Raw genomic sequence first — 12055 nt, 5'->3', positions numbered from 1 at the left:
GGACCCCGGCTCACAGGCCCTCCGCGGCCGGGGACAGTTCGGCGTTGCGGGTGCCCTGACCGTCGGCCTTCCAGTCGCGGCCCAGCCGGGCGGCGGCCCGGACGCCGGAAAGCGCGCCGTCCTCGTGGAAACCCCAGCCGTGGTAGGCGCCCGCGAACGCCAGCCGGTCATCGCCCAGGCCCAGGATGCGTTCCTGCGCCCGGAGCGAGTCCGGCGTGTATTGCGGGTGTTCGTAGACCATCTGCTCCAGCACCGTGCCGTCCCCGATCAGTTCGGATTCGCCCAGGCTGACAATGTAGCGCTTGCCGTCCACCGGCTCCAGCCGCTGCAGGCGGGTCATGTCGTAGCTGACCAGCACACGGTCCGGCCGGGCGTCGCAGGCCGGGAGCCGGTAGTTCCAGGAGGCCTTGGCGTTGTCGCTGGCGGGGAGCACGGCGTCGTCGCGGTGGAAGACGGTCTGGTTGATCGAGTAGGGCATGCCGCCCAGGGCGTCGCGTTCTTCGTCCGTGGCGTCGGCCAGCATGGCCAGGGCCTGCGCCGGGTGTGTGGCGATGACGACGGCGTCGAAGTTCTCCGCCGTCTCGGCACCGGCCGCGTCGTGGGTGGTGACCTCCAGGCCGCCGGGGTGGCGCCGGACGCGCAGGACCGGGCTGCCGGTGCGGACGTCCGGCAGGACGGCGGCGACCTTGTCCACGTAGCTGCGGGAGCCGCCGGTGACCGTGCGCCACTGCGGGGATCCCTTGATGCCGAGCAGGCCGTGGTGGCCGAGGAAGGTGAAGAGGTAGCGCGCCGGGTAGGCCAGGGCGGTCGACGGGTCGCAGGACCAGACGGCGCTGACCACGGGCGTCATGAAGTGGGCGATGAAGTAGTCGCTGAATTTCTCCCGGGCCAGGAACTCGCCGAGGGTCAGTTCGGGGGCGCCGCCGTGGGTGGTTTCCGCCTCCGCCAGCAGGGCCCGGGCGCGGCGGTAGAAGCGGGTGACTTCCAGCAGCATCCGCAGGTAGCGCCCGCGCAGCAGGGTGGAGGGCCGGGGAATGATGCCGCGGGCACCGCCCCGGGCCCCCGCGTACTCCAGGCCGCAGCCGTCGCAACGGATGGACATGCTCATTTCGGAGTCCTGGGTCTGGACGCCGAGTTCCCGGAAGAGCCGCAACAGGGTGGGGTAGGTCCGTTCGTTGTGGACGATGAAGCCGGTGTCGATGCCCAGCACGGAGCCGTCCGCCTGGCGCACGTCATGGGTGTGGGCGTGCCCGCCGAGCCGGGTATCGGCCTCGAAGAGCGTGACCTGGTCGCGCCGGTTCAGCACGTAGGCCGCCGTCAGGCCGGCCACGCCACTGCCGATCACGGCAACCCGGCGTCCGTCCGGGATGCTTGCTGCTTGCTGCACTGGTTGCTCCTGTTGCTTCGCCTGAATCGTCCTGGTGGAACTTGCTAAGGGCAATTCGTCACCGCGAGGCAGCCGGATGAGTCTTACTTTTCCGGCGGACGCCTAGGACCAATGTGCCAGAATGAAGCGGGATTTCGCTCCCGCCCCACCGCAAACACCGAAGGGCAATTCCGTGATCAACCCCGTTCACCTCAGGACGCTCGTCGAAGTGGTCCGGTTGGGGTCCTTTGCGGCGGCCGCCACCCGGCTGGGCTACACCTCCTCGGCGGTCTCCCAGCAGATGTCCGCCCTGGAACGGGACACCGGGGTGGAGCTGTTCCAGCGGTCGGCCCGGAGCATCCAGCCCACCGACGCCGCCGTCACCATGACCCGGCACGCGGCGAAGGTGCTGACCGACATCGACGCGCTCATGGCGGCCGCGGCCCGCACGAACGAGAGCCCCCGCCAGGAGCTGCGGCTGGGCATCTTCCCGTCCCTGGCCACCTACGTGCTGCCCCGGATCCTGCAGAACCCGGCGTGGAAGAAGCTGGGCATCGAGCTGCGGGTTTCCGTCGCCGAACCCGGACAGACCATCCAGGGCCTGCGCACCGGCGGCGAGCTCGACGTCGCCCTGGTCTACCAGGTGGGCCAGTCCGGCCTGGCCTGGCCGCACACGGTCAACCGGCAGTGGATCGGCGACGACGACTTCCGCGTGGTGCTGCCCGCCGGCTGGGGCATCGGCCCGGAATCAAGGGTCGCCGCGGACCACCTCTCGAACATGCCGTGGATCATGCACCACCCGGGCACCTCGGACGCCACCGTGATCGAGCGGCTCTTCGCCAGCTGCAACCTGCACCCCCGGGTGGTGGCTTACAGCGACGACTTCCACGCCAGCCTGGAGATGGCCGCCGCCGGCCTGGGCGCGGCGCTTGTCCCGGAACTGGCCCTGCTGCACCGGCCCGACGGCGTCGTGGTCCTGGACGTCCCCGAGATCAGGCTCGCGCGCAACGTCTTCGCGTTGCTGCCGAAGGAGAAGCAGACCGCCCAGGTCCAGCTGTTCGTCGAGCTGCTGGCCGACACCCTGCAGAGACTGGGCACCACGCGCCGCGACTAGACCGCCACCGATGCGACTGCCCCGCGGCTAGCTGCTCTGGTTCCTGCCGGGGTTCATGCCCGGATTCCTTCCGGCCGGGGACACGAAGCTGCTGATCAGCCGGTGCTTGAGGCGGGTGTACGGCGGGAAGATCAGGCCGAGGGTTTCCGGCCACAGCGGCTTGGACAGGCTGGCCCGCTCGTGCGAGAAGGTCTTCAGGGAGTGCTCGCCGTGGTAGGCGCCCATCCCGCTGCCGCCCACGCCGCCGAACGGCAGGCCGGGCACGGTCAGGTGCGCCACGGGGACGTCGAAGCAAAGCGCCCCGGCGGAGGTCTGCTCGGAGAACGCCCGGCGGGTGCCGGCGTCGTCGCTGAAGACGTAGAGCGCCAGTGGCTTGGGCCGGGCGTTGATGGCGCTGATCGCCTCACCGGGGCCGCTGACCTCCAGCAGCGGCAGCAGCGGACCGAAGATCTCCTCCCCCATCACCGCGTCGCCGGGCGCCGGCCGGAGCAGTGTTGGCTCGAAGTAGCGCGTGGCCGCGTCCCGGGCGCCGCCGTGCACCACGGTGCTGCCGTCCGCGAGCGCGGCGAGCCGGTCGAAGTGCCGGTCGTTGATGATCCGGCCGTAGGAGTCGCTCGCGGCCGCATCCTTGCCGAACAGGGCCGTGACCGCCGTGGCAAGTTCCCGTTGCAGCGGCTCGATCACCTCGGCGGTGGCCAGCACGTAGTCAGGGGCCACGCAGGTCTGGCCGGCGTTCATGAACCGGCCCCAGGCAAGCCGCCGGGCCGCCTTGGCCAGGTCCGTGGTGGCGTCCACGTAGGCCGGGGACTTCCCGCCGAGTTCCAGCGTGACCGGGGTCAGGTGGTCCGCCGCGGCACGCAGCACCGCCTTGGCCGCCACCTCCCCGCCGGTGAAGAAGATGTGGTCGAAGGGGACGGCCAGCAGTTCCGTGGTTTCCGGGATGCCGCCCTCCACCACCTGCACGGCGCCGGCCAGGTACTCCGGGACCCACCGGGCCAGGGCCGCGGAGGTGGCGGGGGCGTGCTCGCTGGGCTTGAGGATCACCGTGTTGCCCGCGGCGAGGGCGCCGGCCAGTGGGGCAAGCAGCAGCTGCAGCGGGTAGTTCCACGGCCCGATCACCAGCACCACCCCAAGCGGGGTCAGCTCGGTCCAGGCCCTGGCCGGCTGCACGGAGAGCGGGACGGGCACCTGCCGCGGGCGCAGCCAGGCCGCGAGGTGTTTTTCCAGGTGAGCGGCCTCGGCGGTGACGAAGCCGATCTCCGTCATCTGCGATTCGGTCTCGTGCTTGCCCAGGTCCGCGGAGAGGGCCTGCGCGAACTCGGCCCGGCGTTCCACCAGCATGCGGCGCAGGGCGGCGAGCTGCTGGAGCCGCCACTGCAACGGCCGGGTCACCCCACTGTCGAACTCTTCACGGGCGCGGGCGACGGCGGCGGCTACGGTCTGCATCCGATCAATGTACCGTCACCGCACCCGTCCCGGACTGCGGTTTCAGGTAAATTCCGCTAAATCCCGGTGATGCTGGAACAGCCACCGGTTCAGGGCTATGTTGAAGACATGAGCAAGGTATCCAGCCGGCATTTTGGAGAAATCGAGCTCAACCACGGGCGCGACCATAACTTCGCCGCCACCCATGAACTGGCCGGCCACCCGCTGGAACTGGACCTGAACGTCAACGCCCATGACCACTTCGACGAGGCGGCCCTGCACAAGGTGGACTACCGCTTGCGCTTCCTGCCCGAGGTGGTGGACCAGGTGCGGGAAATGATCGCCGAGGAGCTGGACCAGGAGGGCAGCAGCCCGCAGGAGTACCTGCGCTTCCACTGCAACGCCCTCAAGCCCGAACACCTGCGGCAGGTCTTCGGCGTCGAGGACAAGTCCCAGCTGACCAACCAGGTCTTCCTCAAGGCCCTCAAGCTAGGCCACGTGGGCATCTATCCCGGCCAGCCCGAACGCTACTTCGTCCTCGACTTCACCCTGGGCGCGCACTTCACCGATGAGGTACTGGTGGCCTCCACGGACGAGGACGGGGTCGTCGACGACGAGATCCTCTGGGAGTCCTGAGCAGGCCCCCGGCCGGAAGCCCCTCCCCCGCGGACGCGGCGGGGTCTATCCTGCTGGCATGATCCAGCTTCCAGCCAGTTACCAGGAGTACCTCGCAGGCAAGAGCGAGGGCATTGTGAACACCGTCCGGCCGGTCCTCATGCAGTCCGCGGCGGACAGGTCCCACGGGGTGCGGGTGGTGGTCCACCCGCACGATCATCAGGCCCACATCGACGAAACCCTGCCGTTCGGCACGGTCCTGGAGGACATCGACTGACGCCGTTCACCGGCGGCAGGTCCTCAGTGGGCGTCAGCCCTCCAGCAGCAGCCGCTGGGAACGCGGCGCGAGCATGTGCTCCAAGACCAGGCAGGCGGCCCCGACGGCGCCGACGTCGTCGCCCACGCCCGTGCTGACCACCTCCACGCCGTGGATCTTGCCGGTGTCGCTGTTGCCTGCCACCAGGCCGGGCACCAGCTCCAGGTAGGCCGGGGCGAGGCAGGTCCAGAACGGGCCGCCGAAGACGACGCGGTCCACGTCCAGGGCGTTGATGACGGCTGACACGGCCCGGCTGACCAGCACCGCCGAGTCGCGGAGGATTGCGACGGCACCCTCGTGGCCGCCGTAGGCCATGGCACACAGCTCGGCGAAGCGCTCCTGGACGGCGGGGGCGCTGTGGCCCTCCTCGGGGCCGTCCAGCACGCCGGTGGCGACGGCCTTGGCCACCAGGACCTGCGGGATGGCGGAGGACTTGACGCAGCCGCGCTGGCCGCAGTCGCACTCGGGCCCGTCCGGGTCCACGATCACGTGGCCGATCTCGCCCGCGTTGCCGGAGACACCGCGGACCACTTCACCGTTGAGGACGAGGCCGCAGCCGATGCCGGTCCCCATGTACATGAAGAGGAAGCTGCCGGCGCCGCTGGGGCCGCCTGCCCAGGTCTCGGCGACGGCGGCGCTGGTGACGTCCTTGTCCAGGATGGTGGAGAGGCAGGTGGCCTCGGCCAGGGCGTCGCGGAGGTTCACGCGGTCCCAGCCCGGCAGCAGCGGCGGGTCCACGACCGCGCCGGCCACCAGGTCGATGGGTCCGGGCGAGGCGACGCCCAGGCCGGCGATCTTGGCCCGGTCCACGCCCGAGTCGTCGATCAGCTGTTTGATCTCGGCGGCGATGGTGTCGATGATGGCGCCGGGTTCGCTCCCGTCGGGCGTCGGGATCCGGGTGTGCCGGACGACGTCGCCCACCAGGTCCAGCAGGACGAACGTGAGGACGGCGGGGTCCACGTGCACGCCGACGGCGTACATGCCGGCCGGGTTCAGCCGCAGCATGGTGCGGGGCTTACCGGGGCCGGTGCCCTCCTTGCCGGCCTCGACGATCAGGCTCTGGTCCAAGAGGCGGCGGGAGATGTTGGAGATGGTCTGCGGGGAGAGCCCGACGATTTGGGCCAGCTCCACCCGGCTCAGTCCCGCCGGGGAACGGCGGATCGCGTCCAGGATGACGGTGAGGTTGAAGTCGCCCATCCGTGGGAGGTTCGTTCCCCGCCGCGGCGAGGGTGTGCGGCTCTCAGTCACTGGTACCTCTCAACGTCATCGGGCAAGTACTGCTGATGAGGGAAATGCTACGTCACCGGCCTGTTGCTGCCACACAGGCAGCCGTCACGTTCGCGCGGATTACGCGGGCCGGCGGGTGCTGGCGGTGACGGTGAACTTCGGGTTCCGGCCAGCCTCGCGGGTGGGACCCACCAGGCGCTCCAGGGCGGGCCGGTACTGCAGGTGGCTGTTGTAGACGGTCCAGAGTTCTCCCCCGGGCGCCAGCACCCGGGCGGCGGCCTCGATCAGCTTGAGGCCGGCGCCGGCGTGCACGGCCGAGCCCAGGTGGAAGGGCGGGTTGAGCAGCACCAGGTCCACCGAGGCGTCGGGCAGGGTGCTCAGGGCGTCGTCCCGCAAACCCGTCACGCTCGTGATCCCGTTGGCGCGCGCGGTGGCCAGGGCGGAGTCGACGGCGGCGGCGGAGCGGTCCGTGGCGGTGACGCGGGACTCCGGGTGGCTCCGGGCATAGAGGGCGGCGAGGATGCCGGTGCCGCAGCCGAGGTCGACGGCGTGCCGGGCGGCCGGCATCTGCGGCAGGAAGTGCAGGAGGAAGCGGGTGCCGATGTCCAGCCCGGTGCCGGCGAAGACCGCACCGCGGGCGCAGACCGTGAGGTCCAGGCCCGGGTGGTGCTCTGACACCGGGTACGGCGGCTCCCCCACGGCCGGCTTCGGGCCGCGGGCCACCAGCACGCGGGACTTTTGCCGCGCGAGCTGGGGCTGGACCTCCGCGAAGGAGCGGGCCAGGACCGCGTTCATGCCCAGGCTCATGTGCTTGACCCGGCCGCCGGCCAGCAGCACCGCGCCGGGGGCGGCGTGGCGCGCGACGGCGTCGGCGATCTCCTCCAGTTCGGCGAGGGAGCGGGGCAGCTGGAGCAGCACCAGGGAGGCGCCGTCGACGGCGTCGGACAGGGTGGTCTGGATGAAACCGCCGGTGAGGCCCGCAGCGTCGGCGTTGCGCCGCAGGGCGCGTTCGCCCGTGATGAGGTCCTGATGGACCCGGACCGCCGGTGTCGCCGGGTCAGTGCCGCCGTCGGCGGTCCCCAGCGCGAGGAGGCCGAGGGTCAGTGCGCCGTAGTTGTCGCCGATGACCGCCACCGGGCCGCCGTCGTGGAAGCCGGCAGCGGTGTCCAGCAGCAGGCGGTCGGTGGCGTCCCAGGCCTGGAGGTTGGGGGCCTCCACGTCAGGGAAGCGCCGCAGTCCGGCGAAGAGCTGGTCGAGGGGATGGTCCGACACGTCCGGTTTCCGCCGTTTCGTCATGGTGGGTGGGGTGGCCGAAGGGTTAAAGCGGTGAGGCCCCGCTCAATGAGCGGGGCCTCGTTCGGTGGAGCTGAGGGGACTCGAACCCCTGACCCCCTGCATGCCATGCAGGTGCGCTACCAGCTGCGCCACAGCCCCGAACCGTTTCCTGCCGATCCGGTTTTTTATGCCGTTCCGATCAAGCAACCTGATTAGAGTAATGCACTTTCGTCCGGGATGCTAATCGGCGGCCGGCGGGCGTGTCCCGGCTGGTTTCCGGGGGGCTTCGCGGGACTCCGGAGCGCATCCGGGCAATAAAAAATCCGCCGGAACCTGTTGGTTCCGGCGGATTACGGTGGAGCTGAGGGGACTCGAACCCCTGACCCCCTGCATGCCATGCAGGTGCGCTACCAGCTGCGCCACAGCCCCGTATTCTCGCCGCTTCGACCTCGTTCCCGCCGAAGCAACTCAAATATCTTAGAACACCACTTCCGAAAATTCCAAATCGGGAATATTCAGGATGGGCCCGCCCCGGAGGGCTGGCAGCTACTCCGCGTCGGTGCCGGCCGCGGCCTTGGCGGACGCGTCGTCGCCGAGCTGCAGGTCGACCACGGGGCAGTCCTTCCAGAGACGCTCGAGGGCGTAGAAGACCCGGTCCTCTTCGTGCTGGACGTGGATGACGACGTCGGCGTAGTCCAGCAGCACCCAGCGGCCGCCGGAGCGCCCCTCGCGGCGGACGGGCTTGAGATCGTGCTTGGACAGTTCGTCCTCGATGCCGTCGACGATCGCGTTGACCTGGCGCTCGGACGGGGCCGACGCGATGAGGAAGACGTCGGCCAGGGCGAGGCGTTCGCTGACGTCGAGCGCCACGATGTCTTCGGCCAGCTTGTCCGCGGCCGCGTGGGCGGCGTGGCGGGCGGTGGTGATGGCTGAATCGGTTGCAGTCACGGGACTCCTTGTTGGTGATGAAACTGTGGTGAAACTCGGTGAATAGGGTGCCGGCCCGGGGCCGGACGGTGAAAGCTGGTGACGAGGGCGGTCCGGCGGGGGCCGCGTCAGTGGCCCATGCCGGTGATGATCAGGATGACGCCGGCCACGAGGGCCAGGACGCCGAGGGCCAGGACGCTGAGCTGCAGCAGGTGCAGCCGCCGCGCCCGGCCGAGCCCGGCGGTGGAGGCGTCCAGCGGGTCCAGTCCGTAGGCGGCGTTGGCGGCGACCGGCGGACGGGCGGCCAGGTCTTCCTGCGCCTGCGTGTCCTGGACCTGGTCCCCTGCTGCGGGACGCCGGCCGGCCTTGGCCGCGGCTTCGGCCCGGGCCAGGACCCCGGTGCGGCCGGCGTCGCGCTGCTGCTTGGCCGGACGGCGGCCGGTGCGGGGCTGGACTTTCGGACCCTGGTTGGTTACGAGCGGCACGTAGGAGGTCGCCGGGCGCTTCATCACCGGGCGTTCCATGCCGGGCACCTCGACGAATTCCAGCGGGGTGACCATGGCCAGGTTGCTGGCCGTGGAGGGCCCGTTGTCCGGGGCGCCGGGTTTGGGGGCGGATCCCTCGGCCCCCGCCTCCGGGACGCCGGCGGTGGTCCGGGGTGCCTGCTGGCTGTTCTGCTCGGCAAGCTTCTGCTTGGCCGCGGCGCGCCGGTTCAGGACGGCGGCCCGCTCGGCCAGGGCGATCTGCTGCGCCAGGACCTCGGGGTCGACGGCGTCGGGGTCGGTGGCGGCAATGTGCTCCATCTTCGCCACCTGGTTGCGGGCCTGGGCTGCCAGGATTTCCCGGGCGGCAAGGGCCTGCTCGACGCTCATGCCCTCCGGGGCGGCCGGTGCTTCCGGAGCGTCCGCCGTTTCGGGAGCCTGCTGCGGAGCCGCTTCGGGTGGGGCGTCCCGCTTCGGAGCCACCACCGGGTGCCGCTGCGTCCGCGGCGAGGGCATCGGCACGATCGGGTTGGCCGACGTGGCCGGAGCCGTTTCCTCGGCCAGCTGCTGGAGGCGCAGCTGCCGGCGGGTGGGCGGGCCGCCCGGGGAGAGCTGGCCCTCCTTCTCGGCGAGTTCCTTGATGGTGCGCAGGGCGGCCCGGTCACGGGCACGGACCTGGGAGGACCGCTCGGCGGGCGACTCGCGGCGCACGGTGTCTACCGGGCCGGGGATCCGGCGGCGGCCGGTGGTCTCGGCCTCGGTGGGTTCCACGGGCCGGGACTGCCGTGCAGCGGCGGCGTTCTCCGGGGAGCCGGAACCGGCGCCGGCACTCCCCGGGTTCCCGGGGGTATCGGCGCTCCCGGAGTTATCCGGTTCCGCTGCCTGCCGTTCATCCCTGGCACGGCGCAGTTCGCGTCGGCTGCGGATGGGAGGCTGTTCCTGACTCATGGGAGGCTCACTCGGTACTGGCGGTTAGGTGTGGTTGGAGGACGGGGCGGACCTGGTGGACGTCCAGTTCCGTTTCCGGCTGGCCGTCGTAGAGCCCGTACTTGGCGATGTACTGCACCACGCCGTCGGGCACCAGGTACCAGACGGGGTTGCCGGCGGCCACGCGGGCGCGGCAGTCCGTGGACGAGATCGCCATCGCCGGAATCTCCAGGAGCGTGACGTCGTCGCGGCCCATGCCGTCCAGGACGTGGCCGGGACGCGTCACCCCGACGAAGTGCGCCAGCGACCAGAGCTCGTTGATGTCCTTCCAGGAGAGGATCTGCGCCAGGGCGTCCGCTCCGGTGATGAAGAACAAGTCCGCGTCGGGACGCTGCGTGTGCAGGTCCCGCAGGGTGTCGATGGTGTACGTCGGACCGGGCCGGTCGATGTCCACGCGGCTGACCGTGAAGCGCGGATTGGACGCTGTGGCAATGACGGTCATCAGGTACCGGTGCTCGGCCTGGGTGACCTTTTTGCTGCTCTTCTGCCACGGCTGCCCGGTGGGTACGAACACCACCTCGTCGAGGCCGAACTTGGCCGCGACCTCGCTGGCGGCCACCAGGTGCCCGTGGTGGATCGGATCGAACGTGCCGCCCATCACACCCAGGCGCAGGCGGCGTGTTGCGCCGTGCGGCTTCATGATGGCGGAAATATTAGTGGCCTTGGCCGTGGTCGTGCTTGTTCGGGTGCTGGCGGTGCGGGTCAGCGTGCTCTTCGACGGCGCTGTGGCGCTTGCCCAGGTTGCCGTAGGAGAGAGTGATGAACATCAGGACCAGGAGGAGCACGAACATCGTGCCGCCGATCACGTAAGGCGGCGCGATGAGCGGAGCGGGTTCTTCGTGCGCCACTGCTGCGGCAACGGACGTGGCGATCTGCTGAAACAGCATGTTCTCCCCTAGTGAGTTCTACAAATGGACGACGGCGGAGGATCCCGCCGTTCCTGGCTTTAGTCCATGGTACCGCGTGACTAGGCCCGGACCTGGCCCTCGCCCTGCACGATCCACTTGGTGGTGGTGAGTTCGGTCAAGCCCATCGGACCGCGGGCGTGCAGCTTCTGGGTGGAGATCCCCACCTCGGCGCCCAACCCCAGCTCGCCGCCGTCGGTGAACCGGGTGGAGGCGTTGACGATCACCGCGGCGGAATCAATCTCCGCGATGAAGCGCTCGGCGTTGGCGAGGTCGTTGGTGACGATCGCCTCGGTGTGGCCGGTGGACCAGGAGCGGATGTGGGCCAGTGCCTCGTCCATGCTGTCGACCATGGCTACGGCGAGGTTCAGGTCCATATACTCGGTGGCCCAGTCCACGTCCGTGGCGGGCACGGTCTCCACCGAGGGCAGCGCGGCGGTGACGCGGGCGTCGGTGTGCAGGGTGACCCCGGCGGCCCGGAGGGCGTCGGCGACGGCGGGCAGCACGGTGGACCCCGAGTGCACCAAGAGGGTTTCGACCGTGTTGCAGACGCTGGGCCGCTGGGTCTTGGCGTTGAGGAGGATCTCCACGGCCATCTTCTCGTCCGCGGAGGCGTCGAGGAAGATGTGCACGTTGCCCTCGCCGGTCTCGATGACGGGGACGGCGGAGTTGGTCACGACGGTCTGGATCAGGTCCCGGCCGCCGCGTGGAATCAGGACGTCCACACGGCCGCGGGCCCGCATCAGCACGTTGGCGCCGTCGCGGCCGTATTCGTCGACGCTCTGGACGGCGTCCGCGGGCAGCCCAACGGAGACCAGGGCGTCGCGGAGGACGTTGATCAGGGCGATGTTGGTTTCGGCTGCGGCGCTGCCGCCGCGCAGGATCACGGCGTTGCCGCTCTTGAGCGCCAGTCCGGCGATGTCCACGGTGACGTTGGGGCGGGCCTCGTAGATGGCGGCGACGACGCCCATGGGCACGTTGACCTGCCGGAGCCGGAGCCCGTTCGGCAGGGTCTGGCCGCGCACCACGTTGCCCACGGGGTCGGGCAGGCCGGCGAGGTTATCCAGCGCCGCGGCGAGGGCTTCGATCCGGGCGTCGTTCAGCGTCAGCCGGTCCAGCAGCGCGGCGGAGGTGCCGTTGGCGCGGCCGGCGGCGACGTCCTTGGCGTTGGCGGCGAGGATGGTGCCCCGGTGCTCCAGGAGGGCGGCGCCGATGGCGCGCAGGCCGCGGTCCTTCCAGGCCCGGTTGGCGCGGGCCATCTCGCGCGAGGCGGCGCGAGACCGGTCGGCGATCGCGTGGACCGCGGCTTCGACACCCGGGGCCGCCGGCGGCAGGCCTGCGGCAGGCGTGTCGTTCAGGGGCAGGTCGGGGTGCGAAGTCAGGGCCTCAGTCATGCTCCAAGTTTAGGCGAGTGGG

The 12055-nt window shown here is 70.4% G+C and carries 12 protein-coding genes and 2 tRNA genes; 3 read left to right on the top strand and 11 right to left on the bottom strand.

Annotated elements, in window-relative coordinates:
- Positions 1-10: 10 nt before the first annotated feature.
- Positions 11-1387, bottom strand: coding sequence for an NAD(P)/FAD-dependent oxidoreductase (locus tag ACFUCU_RS01615; RefSeq protein ID WP_377970228.1), 1377 nt, complete (start codon positions 1385-1387; stop codon positions 11-13).
- A 172-nt stretch (positions 1388-1559) separates the two neighbouring features.
- On the opposite strand from ACFUCU_RS01615, the gene ACFUCU_RS01610 reads away from it, so the two are divergent.
- Positions 1560-2480 carry a LysR family transcriptional regulator gene (locus tag ACFUCU_RS01610; RefSeq protein WP_377970226.1) on the top strand — a complete coding sequence of 307 codons (921 nt, stop codon included), beginning with the start codon at positions 1560-1562 and terminating at the stop codon, positions 2478-2480.
- Positions 2481-2507: 27 nt separating this feature from the next.
- Here ACFUCU_RS01610 and ACFUCU_RS01605 read toward each other — a convergent pair whose 3' ends face one another.
- Positions 2508-3926, bottom strand: a complete 1419-nt coding sequence (locus ACFUCU_RS01605; protein WP_377970225.1) for an aldehyde dehydrogenase family protein — start codon at positions 3924-3926, stop codon at positions 2508-2510.
- 108 nt (positions 3927-4034) lie between these two features.
- Between ACFUCU_RS01605 and ACFUCU_RS01600 the strand changes: the two genes are divergently transcribed.
- Positions 4035-4541 (top strand): DUF2004 domain-containing protein, encoded by a 507-nt coding sequence (locus ACFUCU_RS01600; RefSeq protein WP_290257632.1) that lies wholly within the window; start codon positions 4035-4037, stop codon positions 4539-4541.
- A gap of 58 nt (positions 4542-4599) precedes the next feature.
- On the top strand, positions 4600-4797 hold the full coding sequence (locus ACFUCU_RS01595) for a hypothetical protein (protein ID WP_290257631.1): 198 nt from the start codon (positions 4600-4602) through the stop codon (positions 4795-4797).
- 33 nt (positions 4798-4830) lie between these two features.
- Here ACFUCU_RS01595 and ACFUCU_RS01590 read toward each other — a convergent pair whose 3' ends face one another.
- The 9 genes from ACFUCU_RS01590 to ACFUCU_RS01550 form a co-directional block, all read right to left on the bottom strand.
- Positions 4831-6084 carry an ROK family transcriptional regulator gene (locus tag ACFUCU_RS01590; protein ID WP_377970223.1) on the bottom strand — a complete coding sequence of 418 codons (1254 nt, stop codon included), beginning with the start codon at positions 6082-6084 and terminating at the stop codon, positions 4831-4833.
- Between the two features lie 99 nt (positions 6085-6183).
- Positions 6184-7359: a class I SAM-dependent methyltransferase gene (locus ACFUCU_RS01585; protein ID WP_377970222.1), complete on the bottom strand. Its 1176-nt coding sequence runs from the start codon at positions 7357-7359 to the stop codon at positions 6184-6186.
- 65 nt (positions 7360-7424) lie between these two features.
- A tRNA-Ala gene (locus ACFUCU_RS01580) sits at positions 7425-7497 on the bottom strand.
- A gap of 197 nt (positions 7498-7694) precedes the next feature.
- Positions 7695-7767 (bottom strand) — tRNA-Ala (locus tag ACFUCU_RS01575).
- A gap of 117 nt (positions 7768-7884) precedes the next feature.
- A complete protein-coding gene (rsfS, locus tag ACFUCU_RS01570; RefSeq protein WP_290257628.1) occupies positions 7885-8286 on the bottom strand; it encodes a ribosome silencing factor in 402 nt (133 codons plus the stop codon).
- Positions 8287-8393: 107 nt separating this feature from the next.
- A complete protein-coding gene (locus ACFUCU_RS01565; RefSeq protein ID WP_377970220.1) occupies positions 8394-9695 on the bottom strand; it encodes a hypothetical protein in 1302 nt (433 codons plus the stop codon).
- A 7-nt stretch (positions 9696-9702) separates the two neighbouring features.
- Positions 9703-10374, bottom strand: coding sequence for a nicotinate-nucleotide adenylyltransferase (gene nadD, locus ACFUCU_RS01560; RefSeq protein WP_290257626.1), 672 nt, complete (start codon positions 10372-10374; stop codon positions 9703-9705).
- Between the two features lie 13 nt (positions 10375-10387).
- Positions 10388-10621, bottom strand: a complete 234-nt coding sequence (locus ACFUCU_RS01555) for a hypothetical protein (protein ID WP_290257625.1) — start codon at positions 10619-10621, stop codon at positions 10388-10390.
- Positions 10622-10701: 80 nt separating this feature from the next.
- The gene (locus ACFUCU_RS01550) at positions 10702-12033 is read right to left on the bottom strand and encodes a glutamate-5-semialdehyde dehydrogenase (protein ID WP_377970218.1); all 1332 of its coding nucleotides are present in this window, start codon (positions 12031-12033) and stop codon (positions 10702-10704) included.
- Between the last annotated feature and the right edge of the window lie 22 nt (positions 12034-12055).

Source organism: Arthrobacter sp. NPDC057259 (assembly GCF_042668995.1).
Classification (GTDB): domain Bacteria; phylum Actinomycetota; class Actinomycetes; order Actinomycetales; family Micrococcaceae; genus Arthrobacter.
The sequence above is the reverse complement of the archived record's forward strand: the minus strand, read 5'-3'. Positions and strand labels throughout refer to the sequence as shown.